13 protein-coding genes and 2 tRNA genes are annotated in these 19,936 nt (G+C 45.1%); 4 read left to right on the forward strand and 11 right to left on the reverse strand.

Translation table 11 applies throughout. The features are described 5' to 3' along the window. Positions 1-68 precede the first annotated feature (68 nt). The gene (locus CAL7507_RS22125) at positions 69-3,062 is read right to left on the reverse strand and encodes a UPF0182 family protein (RefSeq protein ID WP_015130733.1); all 2,994 of its coding nucleotides are present in this window, start codon (positions 3,060-3,062) and stop codon (positions 69-71) included. 58 nt (positions 3,063-3,120) lie between these two features. Here CAL7507_RS22125 and CAL7507_RS22130 point away from each other — a divergent pair, with 58 nt between their 5' ends. Further along, positions 3,121-3,531, forward strand: coding sequence for a nitroreductase family protein (locus CAL7507_RS22130; protein WP_052331556.1), 411 nt, complete (start codon positions 3,121-3,123; stop codon positions 3,529-3,531). 577 nt (positions 3,532-4,108) lie between these two features. On the opposite strand, the gene CAL7507_RS22135 is transcribed toward CAL7507_RS22130, so the two are convergent. The 3 genes from CAL7507_RS22135 to psaA form a co-directional block, all read right to left on the reverse strand. Then, a complete protein-coding gene (locus CAL7507_RS22135) occupies positions 4,109-4,414 on the reverse strand; it encodes an RNA-binding protein (RefSeq protein WP_015130734.1) in 306 nt (101 codons plus the stop codon). Positions 4,415-4,738: 324 nt separating this feature from the next. Further along, positions 4,739-6,964, reverse strand: a complete 2,226-nt coding sequence (gene psaB, locus CAL7507_RS22140) for a photosystem I core protein PsaB (protein WP_015130735.1) — start codon at positions 6,962-6,964, stop codon at positions 4,739-4,741. A gap of 166 nt (positions 6,965-7,130) precedes the next feature. Then, a complete protein-coding gene (gene psaA / locus CAL7507_RS22145) occupies positions 7,131-9,389 on the reverse strand; it encodes a photosystem I core protein PsaA (RefSeq protein ID WP_015130736.1) in 2,259 nt (752 codons plus the stop codon). A gap of 571 nt (positions 9,390-9,960) precedes the next feature. Here psaA and CAL7507_RS22150 point away from each other — a divergent pair. Beyond that, complete coding sequence (locus tag CAL7507_RS22150; protein ID WP_052331557.1) at positions 9,961-11,439, forward strand: hypothetical protein; 1,479 nt, start codon at positions 9,961-9,963, stop codon at positions 11,437-11,439. Between the two features lie 97 nt (positions 11,440-11,536). On the opposite strand, the gene CAL7507_RS22155 is transcribed toward CAL7507_RS22150, so the two are convergent. Beyond that, positions 11,537-12,451, reverse strand: coding sequence for a glutaminase (locus CAL7507_RS22155; protein WP_015130738.1), 915 nt, complete (start codon positions 12,449-12,451; stop codon positions 11,537-11,539). A 728-nt stretch (positions 12,452-13,179) separates the two neighbouring features. On the opposite strand from CAL7507_RS22155, the gene CAL7507_RS22160 reads away from it, so the two are divergent. Then, the gene (locus tag CAL7507_RS22160) at positions 13,180-14,577 is read left to right on the forward strand and encodes an MFS transporter (protein ID WP_015130739.1); all 1,398 of its coding nucleotides are present in this window, start codon (positions 13,180-13,182) and stop codon (positions 14,575-14,577) included. A 318-nt stretch (positions 14,578-14,895) separates the two neighbouring features. Beyond that, entirely contained in the window at positions 14,896-15,129 is a 234-nt protein-coding gene (locus tag CAL7507_RS22165) for an EF-hand domain-containing protein (RefSeq protein ID WP_015130740.1), read from the forward strand. Positions 15,130-15,316: 187 nt separating this feature from the next. Here CAL7507_RS22165 and accD read toward each other — a convergent pair whose 3' ends face one another. The 6 genes from accD to CAL7507_RS22195 form a co-directional block, all read right to left on the reverse strand. Beyond that, positions 15,317-16,267, reverse strand: a complete 951-nt coding sequence (gene accD / locus CAL7507_RS22170; protein ID WP_015130741.1) for an acetyl-CoA carboxylase, carboxyltransferase subunit beta — start codon at positions 16,265-16,267, stop codon at positions 15,317-15,319. A gap of 579 nt (positions 16,268-16,846) precedes the next feature. Next, positions 16,847-17,668, reverse strand: coding sequence for an A24 family peptidase (locus CAL7507_RS22175; protein WP_042341471.1), 822 nt, complete (start codon positions 17,666-17,668; stop codon positions 16,847-16,849). Between the two features lie 98 nt (positions 17,669-17,766). After that, positions 17,767-18,030: a hypothetical protein gene (locus CAL7507_RS22180; RefSeq protein ID WP_015130743.1), complete on the reverse strand. Its 264-nt coding sequence runs from the start codon at positions 18,028-18,030 to the stop codon at positions 17,767-17,769. A gap of 238 nt (positions 18,031-18,268) precedes the next feature. Then, entirely contained in the window at positions 18,269-19,360 is a 1,092-nt protein-coding gene (gene leuB / locus CAL7507_RS22185) for a 3-isopropylmalate dehydrogenase (RefSeq protein ID WP_015130744.1), read from the reverse strand. 422 nt (positions 19,361-19,782) lie between these two features. Continuing rightward, positions 19,783-19,856: transfer RNA gene (locus CAL7507_RS22190), tRNA-Ala, on the reverse strand. Positions 19,857-19,861: 5 nt separating this feature from the next. After that, positions 19,862-19,933: transfer RNA gene (locus CAL7507_RS22195), tRNA-Arg, on the reverse strand. Positions 19,934-19,936 lie beyond the last annotated feature (3 nt).

Here is a 19,936-nt window from a genome sequence, read left to right on the forward strand (position 1 = left end):
GTTAACCGATGTTTAACTCTAGTCGCCAAGTTATCAGTTATCAGTTATCAGTAAACAGTCAAGAGTTATCACATCTTGGGCACGGCTTCTTCAACGGGGCGGATAATAGCGGGGGCTGGTGTCACTTCTGGTTGAAAGATCGCTTGTAATGCCTTTTCCAGAGTGGGCGCCATGACAATTCGGTTTTCATAAGCCACTACTACCCGAACTAGGGTTGGTAGGCTATTTTGCGTAGCTTCTAGGTAAATTGGCTCGACATACAGCAGCGATTGTTCAATGGGAATCACTAAGAGATTACCCTGAATAGCTCTAGATCCCTGGCGATTCCACAAAGAAATTTGCTGGGAAATTACGGGATCTTGGTTAATTCGCGCCTCGATTTGCTCTGTACCGTAGACTAGGCGCTCTTTGGGAAAAGTATACAAGACCAGCTTACCGTAGTTCTCGTGATCCGATCGCGCTGCCAACCAAGCGATTAAGTTAGTCCGGCGTTTCGGAGTGTAGGGCAAAAACAGTAGAAATTCTTCTCTACGAGAGGCTGCGCCAACAGAGGGAACGGTGGGTAGGCTAGTAATCAAATAATAAGGCTCCACTGGACGGGCTTCACTGCCATATATCTCATTGGGGATTTGCCATTGGTCTTCCCGGTTATAAAATACCTGAGTATCGGTCATGTGATATGTCATCAACCGCTCAGATTGAATCTTGAAAAAATCTACCGGATAGCGGATGTGGCTACGAAGTTTTGTAGGCATGGCACTCAGCGGTTTAAACAGCTTGGGAAAGATGCTTTGCCAAGTGGCAATTATCGGATCATCGCCATCAGCAATGTAAAAGTTCACGGTGCCGTTATAAGCATCAATTACTACTTTTACAGAGTTGCGAATGTAGTTGATACCATCACTACCTGCATCTGAGTAAGGATAATGATCGCTGGTTGTATAAGCATCAACAATCCAATACAGATAATTGTTATTTGTTGGTAAGTCATGATTAGTACCCTCAGGATTGGCATTCGCAACGACCAAATAGGGGTCACTGTCGTATTTTAAAAAAGGTGCGATCGCCCGAATGCGTTGCATGACATTTCGCCGCAGCAAAACTCTGGTTTCCGGTAAAAAGTCCCGTGTCAGAACCATTTGCCAGTCTTTTAAATACATGGCAAATAGCCACTTTTGCCACATAGCACCTATACAAATGCCGCCACGACCATCGTAGGAGTTGTAAACATTATCACTGCCACTTGGATAGTCTAGTTCTCTTACCCTCGTGCCAGTCATCACATAACTATTAGTAATTTCACCGTAATAAATCCGGGGTTGCCCAATGGGAATGCTGTCACGAATGGCGACACTAGAAGTCGTGAGCGCGCTACTATCACCGCTAATATCTTTGACGAAATATTCCGGTAGCCCACCCGGCCCAACTGTATTCACTGGGCTAACGGTAAACCCGTAGCCGTGGGTATAAATTAAATGACGGTTAACCCAGGTTTTAGCCTCTTGAGGTACGTTAGTATAATCCAGTTCCCTAGCAGCAATCAGTACTTGCCGCCGTTCTGTATCCAGTTGGCTTGTGGTCGCGTTTTCTTCTAGAGTGTAGCGATCAATATCAGCATCAGGAAACCGATAGTATGGTCGAATTTGTTGTAGCTGGCGGTTTGTTTCTAAGAGTGGCCGCTGATCCCACAGGCGAATATTGCGAATTGCCAGGTCATTGGCTTTGATATCGGCTTCAGTCAATTGTCCTTGGGGATTGAATGTTCTGGCATCGATCGCTTCTAAATCGAATGCCTGCCGAGTCAAGGCAATGGTACGCTGAATGTAGGGTTGCTCCCGTTGCAATTCATTGGGTTGAACAATTAAATATTGCACCGCTGTAGGTAAGATAGAGTCAGCCGATACCGCCAGCAATAAATAAACCCCCAATCCATAAAACACCCATTGGCGATGTCGAGACTGGGCGCGCCAGAAAATTGTTCGCCAAAACAGGTAAGATGCGATCGCCACTGCCAGGACACATAAAACGCTATAGGCTGGTAACTGTGTCATCACATCCGTATAGCTAGCGCCGTAACTCACCCCACGGTTGGAATATAGCAGTTGATAACGACTCAACCCATAATTTAGAGCCACAGCTAGCATCAAACATCCACCTACACCATATAAATGGCGCTGCTGTTGGGCAGAAAATCCGGGGAAAATCCCCCGACTCAAACTGTCTGCTGATAAAAGATAGGTGAGGGTGACAGCGATGAAGCCATACAAAAATAGCCCAATTAACCAGAGTTCTAGCAATTCCCAGATGGGGAGAGCAAAGACATAGGTACTGATATCTTGATTAAATAGCGGCTCAGAGTAGTTGAAAGGGGTAGGGTGGAAATATTTTAGGATTTTTGCCCAATGTTGAGACAGCAACCACCCAAAGACGAAACTCAAGACAATGGCGATCGCCCCCAGCAAAAATTGCGGATAAATTAATAAAGCGATCGCTACGCCCACAATTAAGCTGAGATACCAAACTTGGGAGATAATTTGCTTCACTAATTGCCAAATTGTCTCTGGTTGCAACAGTTCCGGAATCGGTAGATTCGGCTGTTTCACTTCCTCATGCCAATATGACAAAACAATTTCACCATAATCAGCCAGCATCAACCCCACAAACAAACTCAACCCCAAAACCAGGGGTAGCAGCCAACGCAATTTTAAAGGTTTTAAATTTTCAGAGATGGGGGTTTCAGCGCTTCTGGAATATTGAGGACTGAGAAAGTTTTTTATCTCACTACTCAATTTCATTTCTTCACGTCTGACTGACTCCATTTTCAAAGACTGGGGATACCGCCAACGTTCTGCTAAAAACAGGTTCCCCAATAAATAGATAGCAGTTATCCCAGCCACCGCTACTAATAAAATCCCTCGAATTGCCTCCCTGAGCAAAAATACTTGAAGGTAGCCGACTTCCTGAAACCAGAAAATTTCTGCCCCTAGATGGGAACTCAGATCCAAGAGTAGCCACAATCCCAGGAACAGTATAAATAGTCTAAAGCTCCATTTTGAGAACATCCGTTACAAGTTAATCTGCTTCATTTAACGCTATGCAGTGCTTATGATATCGTGTCTGGTGAAAGACTTATCATTAAGACTGCAAGGAAGCAGAAAGCAGGGAGAGAGAGAGTTTTCAGTTGAGTTTAATCAAGGATGGGCCAAAAATGCTCCGGTACTGATACTTGCGGTTGCTAAAATCCGTACTGACGATGGGAAAACAAACCGACATGCGCTTCACGATGTTGGTCTAGCATTAGAAAACCTGATTCTGCAAGCAACTTCTTTGGGTTTATTTGGGCATCAAATAGCTGGATTTAATATAGACAGTGCCAGGGAACTATACCAAATCCCAGATGACTATGAACCTGCGACTGTCGTCACAGTTGGCTATCCTGGCGATCCGCAGACTCTTCCGGATGGACTACGCGATCGCGAACTTGCTCCCCGTGTCCGCAAGCCGTTACCAGAATTTGTGTTTACTGGATAGTGGGGACTCACCTCACCCTTGTTAAAAGATTAAAGGTAGCTTCTCGAACACTAACCCGATCGCCTTGGAATCTTCCACGAGACGCGCATGTTCTTTAATCTTGGCTGCTAAAAAACCTGTGGCGTAGATACGCTTAAAGCTATAGCTGCCATACAAAATCCTTCAAACTAACTTTCTTAAGCTGTACAAATGAGTGTAATTAGGTGATGAACTGGTGGAGACGATAGTTTTGTAAAAATCAAGCAGTCTAAAATTGCTCTATTAATTAATTTTGTAAAATGAACTCGTCTGAAAATTTACCAGACTTACTGTTGAGTACTTTCACATGAGGAATTCAGAATTCAGGAGCATGTGATATTCTGGCTCCTTATTTGGTTTTATTGTGCCGACTTACTTAGTCATATAGGTTAAAACAGTATTGATTGCTAAAAGTCTTGCATGAACAGAGTTCTACTCAGCACTGTTTTGATGAACCTAAAAAGCCAATGCAAAAAGACTCAAGTATTTCTACCTGAGCCTTTCTGGATTTGATTAAATTACTAGGACTAGGGAACTAAAAGGATTTAACCTAATTAGCTTAGTAACGGTTACGATTAAAGTTACCGCCGCCTCCCCGGTTACCGCCAAAGGAACCTCTATCTTCCTTGGGCTTGGCTTTATTAACTTTGAGATCGCGTCCCATCCACTCAGCACCATCAAGTGCTTCGATGGCAGCTGTTTCTTCAGCTTCTGAACCCATTTCCACGAAAGCAAAGCCGCGCAGACGGCCTGTTTCACGGTCTGTAGGTAGCTGAACGCGTTTCACAGAACCATATTCTGCGAAAACAGCACTCAAAGCATCTTGTGTAACTTCGTAAGAAAGGTTGCCTACGTAAACTGACATGCAATGTCTCCAAAACCATAAGAGTGTAGAGATTTAGATTTCGGAGAGAAGTCTGTAAATACCAAAAGGAAAAGGCCTATCAATGCTAAAAACAAACGCTTTCGCCGAATCAATTCTCACCTCCTATCATTACACACAGATCGACTGTTAGGGTCATATCGCAAATAAATGTTATGAAACTTCACTTTAGCTCTTAGCTGGGATAAAAGGAGTTAGGAGTTATTTCCTTGTCTGTCGCAGGCCCCATTCCCAAAAACCCAACAAAAAATCCCCTGCTGCAAAGCAGGGGATTTTTATTACTTACCTACAAAACTCGCAGCCGGATCAACCGAACTTACCAGCAGTGGAGGCAATCAAGAACGCTGCGTAGGTGACAACATAGCCAACGGTGAAGTGAGCTAGACCAACTACACGAGCTTGAACAATTGAGAGAGCAACGGGCTTGTCTTTCCAGCGAACCAGGTTAGCTAGTGGAGTCCGCTCGTGTGCCCAAACAAGGGTTTCAATCAATTCTTGCCAGTAACCTCTCCAAGAGATTAAGAACATGAAGCCAGTCGCCCAAACTAGGTGTCCAAATAGGAACATCCAAGCCCAAACAGACAGGTTATTCACGCCGTAGGGGTTATAACCATTGATCAACTGAGCGGAGTTAGCCCAGAGATAGTCACGGAACCAGCCCATTAGGTATGTGGAGTTTTCGTTGAACTGAGCAACGTTACCTTGCCAAATACCTAGGTGTTTCCAGTGCCAGTAGAAGGTGAGCCAACCAACTGTATTCAGTGCCCAGAAGAGAGCGAGGTAGAAGGAATCCCACGCGGAGATGTCGCAAGTACCGCCACGGCCAGGACCGTCACAGGGGAAGGCATAGCCGAAGTCCTTTTTATCGGGCATCAGCTTAGAACCACGGGCATCCAAAGCACCTTTGACCAAGATCAAGGTGGTGGTGTGCAGACCCAGGGCGATCGCATGGTGTACCAAGAAGTCGCCAGGGCCAATTGTTAAGAAGAGGGAGTTTGTGCCAGAGTTAATGGCATCCAGCCAGCCAGTCAACCAAACGTTAGCGTAGTTGGGGTAGGCTGTGTAGGCGACGCTATCGGGGTTAGACAGCAAGGTGTCTAAGCCGTAGAGTACCTTACCGTGGGAAGCTTGAATGAATTGAGCGAATACTGGCTCAATCAGGATTTGCTTTTCAGGAGTACCGAAAGCAACCACTACGTCGTTGTGGACGTACAAGCCAAGGGTGTGAAAGCCTAAGAAGAGAGATACCCAGCTGAGGTGAGAGATCAATGCTTCTTTGTGCTGTAACATCCGGTCGAGTACGTTGCCCTTGTTTTGTTCAGGGTCGTAGTCACGTACTAAGAAGATAGCACCGTGAGCGAAAGCACCAACCATCAGGAAAATTGCAATGTACTGGTGGTGGGTGTAAAGCGCTGCTTGGGTGGTGTAGTCCTTAGCAATGAAGGCATAGGATGGCAGCGAGTACATGTGCTGTGCCACCCAGGAGGTGACAACACCCAATGCTGCTAAGTGCCAACCTAATTGGAAGTGGAGAGAGTTGTTGTAGGTGTCATAAATACCTTGGTGAGGTAAGTTGAACGGACCTTCAACAGGTTTGCCAAAGAAAGTTTTGGCATTCAATGCTTCTTTGAGACTGTGACCAATCCCAAAGTTGGTCCGGTACATGTGACCGGCAATAATGAACAGTACGGCGATCGCCAAGTGGTGATGAGCGATGTCGGTCAACCACAGGGATTCTGTCTGAGGATGGAAACCACCCAAGAAAGTCAGAATCGCAGTTCCTGCACCAGTGGAAGTACTAAATACATGACCAGCGGTGTCAGGGTTTTGAGCGTAAACACCCCAGTTACCTGTGAAGAAGGGTGTTAAACCTGCTGGGTGTGGTGCTGTAGACAGAAAGTTATCCCAACCTACGTGCTGTCCGCGAGCTTCGGGGATAGCAACGTGAATCAAGTGACCAGCCCAAGCTAGAGAGCTAACGCCAAATAAACCTGCCAAGTGGTGGTTCAGGCGGGATTCAGCACTCTTAAACCAAGCCAAGCTGGGACGGAACTGGGGCTGCAAGTGCAACCAACCAGCAAACAAGAACAAGGATGCGAACAATAGCAGGAACACAGAACCAGTGTATAGTTCGGTGTTTGTCCGCATACCGATGGTGTACCACCAGTGGTAGACACCAGAGTAAGCAATGTTTACTGGACCACTAGCACCAGCTTGGGTAAAAGCTTCAATCGCTGGTTTACCAAAGTGGGGGTCCCAAATCGCGTGGGCGATGGGGCGGACATGCAGGGGATCTTTAATCCACTGTTCAAAGTTACCTTGCCAGGCTACGTGAAACAGGAGGCTGGATGCCCACAGGAAGATGATTGCCAAGTGACCGAAGTGAGTGGCGAAAATCTTTTGGTAAAGATTTTCTTCCGTTATGCCATCGTGGCTTTCAAAGTCGTTACCTGTAGCGATCGCATACCATATCCGACGTGTACTCGGATCCTGTGCGAGATCCTGGCTAAATTTGGGAAATTTTGTTGCCATAGGTTTGATAATTCCTCTGACCTTTAGCCATCAGGTATCAGTTCAATTTCGTATTTTAGATTTTTGATTTTGGATTGAATCTAAAACCTGTCTTAGAAAGTTCTGATCGCCGGAAGCCGGCGCTCAGACTTTCCGCAAAATCCAAAATCCAAAATTTTGCTGGTTGCTACCCTACTGAAAGGATGTGTGCATGGAAGAAAGCCCAGGTTGTGGCGATCCCTCCTAGGAGGTAGTGAGCCACACCTACCGCCCGACCCTGAGTGATGCTCAGAGCGCGAGGCTGAATTGTTGGTGCTACTTTTAGTTTATTATGTGCCCAAACAATGGACTCGATGAGTTCTTGCCAGTAGCCGCGACCACTGAACAGGAACATCAAGCTGAATGCCCAAACAAAGTGAGCACCCAAGAAGATGAGACCGTAAGCAGACAGCGCACTTCCGTAGGAGTTGATTACCTGTGAAGCTTGCGCCCACAAGAAGTCACGCAACCAGCCGTTGATGGTGATGGCACTTTGGGCAAAGTTACCACCAGTGATGTGAGTCACATTACCTGCTGAGTCTACCGTTCCCCAGACATCTGATTGCATCTTCCAGCTGAAGTGGAAAATCACAATAGATATGGAGTTATACATCCAGAATAGTCCGAGGAACACATGGTCCCAACCAGACACTTGACATGTGCCGCCACGACCTGGCCCGTCGCAAGGGAAACGGAAGCCCAAGTTAGCCTTGTCTGGAATCAGACGAGAACTGCGGGCAAACAGCACACCCTTGAGCAGGATGAGGACAGTAACGTGAATGGTGAAGGCGTGAATGTGGTGAATCAGGAAGTCAGCTGTACCCAGGGGAATAGCTGCTGCTGCCACTTTACCGCCTACCGCCAGCACACCGCCGCCAAACACATGACTGACCGACTCTAATGCATTGGGTGCAGTTGTACCAGGAGCCAAGGCGTGGATATTTTGTATCCACTGAGCAAAGACTGGTTGCAACTGAATCCCTGTATCAGAGAACAGGTCTTGGGGACGACCCAAGGCACGCATGGTGTCGTTGTGGATGTACAGTCCAAAGCTATGAAAGCCGAGGAAAATAGACACCCAGTTGAGGTGAGAGATGATCGCATCCCGGTGACGAATCACCCGATCCAGAACGTTGTTTTGGTTCACAACAGGATCGTAATCCCGCACCATGAAGATGGCAGCATGAGCAGCACCGCCGACGATCAGGAAGCCACCGATCCACATGTGGTGAGTGAATAAGCACAACTGCGTAGCGTAGTCAGTTGCCAAATATGGGTAGGGAGGCATCGCGTACATGTGGTGCGCGATGATGATGGTCAAGGAACCCAAGAAGGCAAGGTTAGTTGCCAGTTGAGCGTGCCAAGATGTGGTCAGGTTTTCGTAAAGACCCTTGTGACCTTCACCGGTAAAAGGACCTTTATGGTTTTCCAGAATCTCTTTGATGCTGTGACCGATACCCCAGTTAGTGCGGTATTGATGACCGGCAATGATGAAGATTACAGCGATCGCCAAGTGGTGATGAGAAATATCTGTCAACCACAAGCCGCCTGTCACTGGGTTTAGACCGCCTTTGAAGGTGAGGAAGTCTGAATAAGCACCCCAGTTCAAAGTGAAGAAAGATGCTATACCACTAGCAAACCCAGGGAATTGCTCAATCAACAAGTCTTTGTTCAGGATGAACTCATGGGGCAAGGGCACATCTTTAACGGCGACACCTGCATCCAATAGCTTGTTAATTGGTGCGGACACATGGATTAAGTGACCTGCCCATCCCAAAGAACCAAGACCTAGCAAAATTTGCAAGTGATGATTCAGCATCGACTCCACATTCTGGAACCACTCCAGTTTGGGAGCTTTCTTGTGGTAATGGAACCAACCAGCAAACAAGAACAATGCTGCTAATACCAAACCACCAATGGCTGTGCAGTAAAGCTGGAATGAGTTTGTCACACCCCAACCACGCCAAATCTGGAAGAAGCCAGAAGTGGTTTGAATACCGTAGAATCCACCACCGACATCAGCATTCAAAATGCCTTGACCAAAAATAGGCCAAACAACTTGAGCACTAGGTCTTACGTTCAAAGGATCGCTTAACCAAGCCTCATAGTTGGAAAACTTCGCGCCGTGGAATAGCGCCCCGCTCAACCAGATAGCCACTACGGCCAAGTGACCGAAGTGTGCAGCGAATATCTTGCGGGATATCTCTTCTAAATCGCTCGTGTGTGTATCAAAATCGTGGGCGTCAGCATGAAGGTTCCAAATCCACGCGGTGGTTTTGGGACCTCTGGCTAGAGATTTGGCGAAGTGTCCTGGTTGCGCCCATTTTTCAAATGAGGTAGGTACAGGATCGTTATCGACAATCACTCTTGCTTTTTTTGCCTCTCGCTCCGGAGGACTAATCGTCATTCGACCTCCTCTCTAGATAAGGAATGAGGAATCATGAAACCACAAAGTAAACAATTATCGCGTTCTCCAGAATTTATTCTAGAGCAGCGACTAAGACTCGATGTGGAAATTTGTTTCTGTTGAATTATAGGGTCTTAACTTGTACATTGTTGGAGAGATGTTAACAATAATTCAAAATCACTGAAATAATTGCCTGAGCTAGCTTTTAAGTGCAAACTAATCTGCAAAAAGTCAATAGATTATTCATTTTATTTACAAAGGATCATAATTCGTAAAACATATCCTTTGAGCCGCCCAGAAGCTTGAGGGCAGGGGACAGGGAGCAGGGGGAGATAAGGAGAATAACAAAGAGCAGGGAGCAGGGAGAGCAGGAGGAGCAGGGGGAGATGAGGAGAATAACAAATGCCCAATGACGCCAGTTTGCTCAAGTCGGGAAACCCTTCCTGTGCAACTGGCTCCCCAATGCCCAATGCCCCAAAGTAGAGATTTCTTCTTTTAGGCTATGGTTCCCTATAGACATTTTGAGCCAAAATAATCTGTCAGTTGTTAAAGACTATCCTGGGTGGAAGGCATGAACTCGTGGCAGAAGACAGTGTTAAAGAATCTCCTCGCCAAGAGGTTCGCTCTTTTTAGATGGCTTATGACATTTTTACTGGTCTTAAGTTTGACCAGTTGTGGAGAAAAAGCTGTTAGCCAAGACGTGTCTATTGGCGATAGAGAAAACCCGCAGCCGATTTCTAAGCAGTTTTCGGAAGTTTCACCACCGTCTGTAATTCAAGACTTGCGGTCAACTTTGGAAGTTTATCAGCCACAAGTGACTATTGTTACACCCAAAGCTGATGAAGTCCTGGAAGATAATGGGGTTAAAGTCCGGTTGCAAGTTAAGGATCTACCGATATTTAAGAACCCACAACTCGGACTTGGTCCTCACTTAGAGGTAATTCTTGATAATCAACCTTCTCAAACTGTTTATGACCTAAATCAGCCCTTAGTTTTACCAGACTTATCCCCAGGTACTCATACTCTGCGTGTTTTCGCGTCCCGTCCTTGGGATGAAAGCTTTAAAAATGAGGGCGCTTACGCTCAAACCACATTTCACATTCTGGCCAAAACAGAAGACAATAAACCCGATTTAGCTTTACCACTGCTGACTTATAACAGCCCTGAAGGTGACTATGGGGCGGAACCAATTTTACTAGACTTTTACTTAACTAACGCCCCATTGCACCTTGTTGCGACAGAAAATCCCAACGACGAAATTAGTAATTGGCGCATCCGTTGCACGATTAATGGTGAAAGCTTCGTTTTTGATCGCTGGCAAGAAGTTTACCTGAAAGGCTTCAAGCCAGGAAAAAATTGGGTCAAACTAGAATTTCTTGATAACCAGGGTGCTCCTGTCAAAAACGCTTTCAACACGATAGTTAGATTAATTAACTTCCAACCCAAGGGTCGAGACACTCTGTCGAGAATTGTGAGAGGAGAACTCAGTGCAGATCAGGTGCGTGGTATCGTAGATCCAAATTACACTGTTGAGATAGAGCCTACTGAGCCTATACCCACGCCCAGTCCGATGGCAACTCCGGAGGTTAAAGAAACCCCGCCAATTCCGGAAACTGAGGTTCCAGAGAGACCCAAAACCCAGTCAGAACAACCAAAGCCAGAATTGCCTGAAATAGTTGTACCATCTCCTGGGTTGACGCCAGAACCACAACCAGAGGTAATACCAATACCCGAAGCGACTCAATTGCCTGAAATAGTTGCACCATCTCCTGGGTTGACGCCAGAACCGCAACCAGAGGTAACGCCAACACCCGAAGCAACTCAATTACCTGAAATAGTGACCCCGAAGCCACAAAGACGGAAATTTAGCGAATATTTCCAGCGTCGCCCACGTCCCACGACTGCACCAACTCCCACGCTACCAGAAGCGCCGCTGGAGGTAAAACCAAAACCTGAAGAACAACTAAACCAACCGGAAAATAGCCCTCTTCCCACGGCTACGCCATCTCCCAGCTTGTCGCCTACTCGACAACCAACAGGAGGACAATGAAGAAGAAAGGGAGCAGGGAGCAGGGGGAGAACCCCATAAATAAATGTTCTCTTATCTCTTCGGCCAGTCCTTGGCGGAATTCAAAATACCCTACTGATTAACCAAAGATACTTAACTGCAAATCATGAGCTAAAGCTTCGATAAAAGCGATCGCTACTACAGGATTACCTATACTATCTAAGGCGGGACTGTAACAAGCGATCGCTCCTTCACCTGGTACAAGTGCTAAAAGTCCACCACCAATCCCCGATTTCATCGGTAGACCAATTTTGACAGCAAACTGGGCAGAGGCTTCATACAAACCGCAGGTTAACATCAAAGCATTGACAATCCGGCGATTTTTTGGTTTTAGAATGCCATGCTCACAAGCTAAGAGTTTTCCCAACAGTGCTAAATCTGCAACTGTTCCCGAAAGACAGCATATTTGCTCGTAAGCGTCAAGGGCTATTTCCAGATTTTTTAGATGCCCGGTTGAGTTAAGATGATGAGCGATCGCCTGATTAGCTGGCGAGCGAGTCAATCTTACCGAAGCTAACATCACCTCATCCAAGATTAGCTGACAACCTGCTAATTGATTGAGCCATTCACAAAACCGTTGAGTACTGTTACTAGCGTCACTTCCTGGTAACTTATCAGCGAGGGTAATTGCCCCGCTATTAATCATCGGATTGCGAGGGCGACCACCATCAGCAATTAGTTGCTCTAAAGAATTAAATGATACCTCAGATGGTTCAACCCCAACCCACTGCAATACCTTGTCTGCTCCCAGATGTTCCAGGAGATACAGCATCAAAAATGGCTTAATGGTACTCATTAGTGGAAACACAAAATCCCTATCCCCAAGGCTGATAGCTTTTCCTGATTCACCACAAATGTGAACCGCAAACCAACAAGGATTAGCCACAGCTAATTGCGGGATGCGATCGGGAACTCTTCCTCGTTTAGCCTGGATTGTAGCTTGTTGTATCCAGGGTGATATTTGTGTAGTGGTTAATTTGTCAAGTCGTCTCAACAGTAATACTATCCTTAGAGATTTTTTTTATTTTTGTTCCAGTTTTTTGTTTGATAAAAAAGGGCTATTTCTGGGCTTACTAGTTCTCATATTTGACTCCGAACTGTTTTTTATGTCTTCGATGTATGTCAGCTTATTTGCTTTTTGATACAACAATTTTGAAACTTCAGTAGTGATTTTATGATTGTATAGCAATCCGATTTGATTTTTGAACTTAGGTGCGTGGTGCGCGCAGCGCAAGCGCGATAGGCAATAGGTAACAGATAATACCATTTCACTTTCACTTTAATAATGATACAGATGCGTTGGTAAGGGCACGGCCATGCCGTGCTACTGCGAGAAATCTTTCTATATCAGAGTGTTTTTGTGAATTGGTATAAGACTGAATTTAGGTTAATTGTGAATATATAGGAATCCGATTTGAGTTTTGAACAAAATCTAAGTATTTTTAGGCATTGCCCATCAAAACCCGGAATATCCTGGGCAATGTCCTACGTAATATTTCAAAAATCAAATACTAGTCCTATAACTAGGTGCGTTATGGATTAATTATCAAGATTTTTCTGGGCTATACTATCAGTAAATGTCGCTGTCCGGAATTATTCCTTTGACTCTAACTATCGCTGAAATAATCTCTAAGCTAGACACAGAATACTTTATAAATATTCGGGCAATTAAAAATAATCTAACCCTGGCGAGATGCTCCCATTGTCATATCTCTAAACTTTATGGATTCTGTTCAGATTGAAATAGATGAAGTTACAACTATAGAAATTCCCCAAATTGCCACATCTCAAACAGCAATCTCGTCTACCACAAAACTCAGCCCTTTTGTTTATAAAAATGCTATTCGCACCAGTTTAAGAGCATCTACTGCAGATAGTGTGTTCGCTGCGGTTTTCTCCATGACTACTGGTGGAATTTTACTCAGTAATTTTTTAGTAGAGTTGAATGCTAGTCCAGTGATATTTGGGATGCTTTCTTCTATCCCCATGCTGGTAAATCTCATTCAACCTTTGGGTGCTTACTTGTCGGAACGCACTACCAGCCGCTTTCAGTATTCCCTTTTGACTTTTGGACTTTCTCGGCTACTGTGGTTAATTCTCGCCATTGGTATTACTAGTACAAACTTGGGAAAAGTGACTTCTGAGCAATTGGTAGTATTGACACTGTTGATTGTTTTATTCAGCCATCTTTTAGGCGGACTAGGAAGTGCATCATGGCTGAGTTGGATAGGAGTAATTGTTCCCCGGAAATTACGAGGTAGGTATTTCGGGATTCGCAATAGTGCAGCGAGTCTGACTAATTTGGTTTGTGTACCTTTGGCGGGTTTTGCTGTATCTCATTGGTATAGAGGGACTTTACAAGGTTATGGGGTGGTTTTGCTTGTAGGTATTGTGTGTGGGCTAATTGGATTGGGGTGTCAGTATTTTAAGGTGGATGTGAATCCACAAATGCCAAATTCTGCTTTTGTTAAGTGTCTGCAAAAAACTGAGATTCAACCAGATGCTGAATCTCCATCTTCACCCCAGACTTCCAACCCAGAAAGCTTTTGGAAAAATTCTAACTTTTTGAGGTTTCTACTTTATTTCAGCTTATGGATGCTGGCTGTGAATCTCAGTGCGCCATTTTTTAACTTCTATATGCTGGATACACTGAATCTGGATGTCAGCTGGGTGACTTTATATGGCAGTTTGCAGGCGGGGGCTAATTTGCTGATGCTGATTTTGTGGGGTAAGTTGGCAGATAAAATAGGCGATCGCCCCATTCTACTAATTATCGGCATTCTGGTTGCAATCATACCTCTACTGTGGCTGGGTATTAGTGCTAATTCTTTGGATATTTGGCTGTGGTTGCCATTGTTACATATTTTCGCGGGTGGGACTTGGGCGGCGATTGATTTGTGCAACAACAATATGCAACTGGGAATTGCGCCAGTGAAAAACGGGTCGATTTATTTTGCGATCGTTGCTGCTGTGGGTGGAATTAGTGGTGCTTTGGGCACAACCATCGGCGGCTTCTTAGCACAATTTACTGAATATGGAGGCTTATTAGGATTATTTGCCTTCTCTAGCCTAATTCGATTAGTGGCACTTGTCCCACTGATTTTTGTGCAAGAACGCTGAGGAACAGTTATCAGCCATCAGTAGAACATTATCAGTCTTCACCGAGGTAATACTTCCATCTTGGCCCAATGGCAAATGGTCAGTCTGCGATCGCGTCATTTGTTAACATGTGAGCGAAAATTTGCTGTATTCCTGACTGTGTTAGAACCTTGACGCGTTCGTGCATGTTGATTTTCATCAGATGACTGTAGTACGCTGTATCACAGCGTACACCTGATCTAAGTCCCAGGGATACCCGTTTCTACGTCTAAGGATGCAATTTTATTTAATTTATTAATGAGATATTAAGTTGGAAAACGGTTCTTCACATAGAAACTTATGGCAACCGAGCAAGAGCTTCAATCTCTTTTTAATACCTTAGATATCGATCAAGACGGCAAAGTCTCCATTCATGAGCTTTTTTTAAGCCCTGGTTTAAGTGCAATTGTTTCTGCTGAGACAGGTATCAGTAGCCCCCAGGAGTTACTAGCACGGTATGATTCAGACGAAGACGGTAGTGTTACCTTTGAAGAGTTAAAGGAAGCAGTTGAGAAAGTAAATAATTTAACCTAGCAGTCATAAAAAGAGAGGATATCACCTCTCTTTTTGATTTAGATGTTTTGTGATTTTATTCATTCAGCTTCCATCAGGTAAATGTAACCAGCAACATTATCATTTCTACCTGAGCAGTAGAGGGAGTGGGGGAGATGAGGGAGTCAATAGAGTAGTGAAAATATTCTCTCTCATCTCCTTCATTTTCTTATTCAGCTGCAGTAGAACTCAAGCTCATTGTCTCCCATAAAACCATGTGGGGTGTGGTTGGTAGGGGTTGGTGGAGAGCAATCAGCTGGGCTAGGGTATTCTTTAACTGGGTACGGGGTACGATTTCATCGACAAAACCGTGCTTGAGCAAATCTTCAGCACTCTGAAAATCTTCAGGTAGTTTTTCTCGGAGAGTTTGTTCAATCACTCGCCGACCTGCAAAACCGATAGTCGCCTTGGGCTCTGCGAGGATAATATCACCCAACATGGCAAAACTAGCAGTAACACCGCCTGTGGTGGGATTAGTCAAAATAGGAATATATAACAGTCGCTCTTGACGATGGCGTTCTAAGGCTGCGGAGATTTTCGCCATTTGCATCAGGGAGAGCATACCCTCTTGCATCCTAGCTCCACCAGAAGTGCAAACAATCAATACAGGATAGCGTCGCTGAGTGGCTTGCTCAATCATACGGGTGAGTTTTTCGCCCACAACTGAACCCATGCTACCACCCATGAAGCGGAAGTCCATGACTCCAACAGCGACAGGCAAACCATTGATTTGACCTAGTCCAGTTTTGACAGCGTCAATTAAACCGATTTTATCTTGTGTTTCTCGTAGGCGATCGCTGTAGAGTTTGCGATCGCGAAATTGCAGAGGATCGGTAGGACGCAGATGCTCATCCATCGCCCTCCAAGTGTTGTGATCTATCAATTGGCGGATGCGTTCATCACTATCTACGCGATTATGATGTCCACATTCCCCGCAAACCATCTGATTGGCTCTCAGGTCTTTCGTATATGTCAACACACCACATTTAGGACACTTGTGCCATAGTCCATCAGCAATTTCACGTTCTTGGGGTTCGAGGTTGATGTTTCCTGATTTCCGTCGATTTGCAAACCAATCTAACAGAGACTTTAAACCGCGTGATTCTTCGTTGTTTGCCATATTTTTCTTATTCAAGTAGGTATGAAGTCAAGCCAAAGACACTGTTGGGGATTGGGTGTTGGGGATTGGGGATTGGGTGTTGGGGATTGGGGATTGGGGATTTCTCCCTCATTCCCCTAGTCCCCAGTCCCTAGTCCCTAGTTCCCAGTCCCCAGTCCCTAGTCCCTAGTCCCTACATCGTCAAATAACGTTTCTAAGCAATTCAGACATGATTTTGCATCTTTGGTTGTCAGCTTAACGAAAATGCTGATGCCAATACAAGTCTCTTGTGCGTCTGAATTTTGTGAAAGTACTGGCAAGCTTTTGAAAGCCTAACCCCCAAAGAGGATGCTTCCCAGCCTTCCAGGGGATTTCTTGCTCCCAAATCAAGAATTTATGTTGCTAGGTGATGAGCATTCAGCTGGTTGAAAGGGTAATACAAGTCACAGGTTGATACTACCAAACTCTGAAGGGCAGATGGCGTAATGATCGTTACAGTCATGAAGGTGAGAGACTTTTTATGATAAATTGATGGGTTGATAAAAGAAAGATCAGAAAACAGGATTCTGAAATTTTGGATTTGTATATCTTTACTCTATTTCAACTGACTGGAAAAAATAACCGTAAATAAGCAGACAAAATAGTTTCACCACCAAATAGAGCGATCGCTGCACCTAATGCGAGAAAAGGCCCAAATGGGATCTTTTGTCCCCGTTTTTTTGGTGATAGGACAATAGCACCGCCACCGACTAATGCTCCCACCGCACAGGCGATAAAACTAGCCAACAGTAAATACTTCCAACCCAACCAAGCTCCCATCATGGCGGCTAATTTGGCATCTCCCGCACCCATTGCAGTTTTGCCTAAGGCGATGGAACCAATGAGGGCGATCGCATCAAATAGCCATAAACCTAACACGGCTCCCACTATTCCCATCATCAGGTGTTTGACTAATTCCACCCCATTACCTGCTGGTAAATAACCGACAACCATTTGAAAGATTATCCCTACTACCAAACCTGATTGAGTCAGTTGATTAGGTAGAGTCATAGTATCCAAGTCAATGAGTGCTAAGGCTAATAACCAGCTACAAAAAGCCCAATATCCTATTGTTAAAATCGAGACTTTAAATAATAAAAATACTAGTAAAAATACTATGCCCGTTAACGCTTCTACCACAGGATAACGGACAGAAATCTTACTTTTACAAAAACGACACCGACCTCTCAACCGCAACCAGCCCAGCACTGGTACATTATCATAGGCTTTTAGCTGGTTAAGACAGTGGGGACAGCGAGAAGGCGGCCAAAGAATCGATAATTCAGCCGGTAAACGATAAACTACAACATTGATAAAGCTGCCGATAGATGCACCCAAGGCGAAGACTATGAGACTCGCCGGGACAATCATCAAAATGTCCATATAGTCATTAGTCAGTTGTCATTAGTCATTTGTCGTTGATTTATAGCCATTTGTCCACATTTCCTGACTCTTGACTCTTGACTCTTGACTCTTGACTATTAATACATTTGTGACTCAATTTGACTCATCGGCACAAAACACTCTTGCGGTAAGAGGGCTGGATTGTGGGTAAAAATCACTTTACCTCGATGAGTTGAGCGATTAATTGCTACTCCTGAAGCTTGTCCTATGATTTCGGGATGTACTTCACAATAAATGTAGTAAATTTGTCCAGCAGCCCTGATCACGGCGGGATCAATCAAGGGCGACTGGTTTTTGGGAGTAGTGAAGTTGGTTGTTCCGTGTTGTCGTAAAGCTTGCACTATACTGCTATTTGCTTGCTAAATTTTTCTCTAGTTTATCTGAAAGATTCCGCAAAGGTTGCCAAAATGGTCAAACTAGTTATAAGAATATGATTTTTCTTATAAAGCTTTAACAGTTATCAGTTATCAGTAGAGAGGATGTATTGATTCTGGAGTCAGAGTCCCCCACTTATCACAAGTGGTAGGTAACAGTTACTCTTCAAATCCCCGACTGAAACTGTGTTCACTGTATAACTGTTCACTGTTCACTGTTCACTGATTTAATAAGTGCGTCGCCCATAGCACGACAACCCAGCAGATTCTTTCCTGGAGAGATGATATCACCTGTGCGATCGCCTTGTTCTAAAACTTGGAATACTGCTTGCTCAATCTTATCTGCGGCCGCTGGTTGGTTTAAACCGTAGCGGAGCATCATTGCTGCACTCAAAACTTGCGCTAAGGGATTAGCCTTATCAAGTCCGGCAATATCTGGGGCGGAACCGTGAACGGGTTCAAATACTCCAGGCCCAGCAGCACCCAAACTCGCAGAGGGTAACATGCCAATACTACCTGTGAGCATAGCAGCGGCATCTGAGAGAATATCACCAAACAAGTTACCTGTGACAATCGTATCGAATTGTTTGGGGGCGCGTACCAGTTGCATCGCCGCGTTATCTACATATAAATGAGATAATTCAATATCGGGATATTCTGTAGCCAGTTTGGTGATGCGATCGCGCCACAGTTGGGATACTTCTAATACATTCGCTTTATCCACTGAACAGAGTTTACCACCCCGTTTCCGCGCTGCTTCAAAAGCCACCCGACCAATCCGGTCAATTTCTGACTCAGTGTAAACCATCGTATTTACACCACGTTTCTCACCAGTTTCGGTAGCAAAAATACCCTTGGGTTTACCGAAATAAATCCCCCCTGTGAGTTCCCGCACCACCATAATATCTACGCCTTCCACAACTTCCCGCTTCAAGGTGGAAGCATCAATTAACTGAGGCAATATTTTCGCTGGGCGCAAATTCGCAAACAATCCCAAACCCGCCCGCAACCCCAACAAACCCGCTTCTGGGCGTTGGTTAGATGGCAGAGAATCCCACTTATAACCACCGATAGCAGCGAGTAAGACCGCATCACTATTGCGGCAAGTTTCCAGAGTAGCAGCTGGCAGGGGTTCACCTGTCGCATCAATGGCTGCACCGCCAATCAAAGCTTCCTGGAAATCAAACTGAAGATCAAATTGTTTCCCGACAACATTCAGCACATCTACCGCCACTGCCATAATTTCAGGGCCAATGCCATCGCCGGGGAGTAGTGTAATGCGGTAGTTCTGGGTCATAGCTGGTTTTTTACTAGGTAGATATTAAAACGTGCAGAAATTCTCACAGACTAAATATCATACCTAGCAAATGTACCGATGGAGTTTTTAATTTATTTTAGATATATGTTGTCTCAATCTTCCTTTCAACGACCAAATACAGGAGAGAATCCGTAATCTGTTTTATCAGCACAGCGTCTCACTTTTCGGCTTCAGGTGGAAGGCGGAAGATGGAGGAATTGTAGACGCGGAGCGGCTTCCCGCAGGGTACCTCCAGATGTTACCCTGCTCTAGTTTTCAAGACTAGTTGCCCTCCCTTGAACAGCATCTTCCATTCAGGGGTGTCTGACGGGATTTGTTCGCGTCAGCGTTCCCGTAGGGTACCCGCTATAACTGGTTCCACAAAAGGGCGCCGCGACCGCTTTGGCTTCAGACACCAAAAGTGGATTCGGTGAGGTTTGAACTCACAACCTTCTGTGTGCAAGACAGGCGCTCTCCCAATTAGAGCTACGAACCCATGAGCAGGAGTGAAGGGACTTGAACCCCTACAAATCGATTTAGAAGATCGATGCCCATCCATTAGGCGACACTCCCATA

Origin of the sequence: Calothrix sp. PCC 7507 (assembly GCF_000316575.1) — a bacterium.
Classification (GTDB): Bacteria; Cyanobacteriota; Cyanobacteriia; order Cyanobacteriales; family Nostocaceae; genus Fortiea.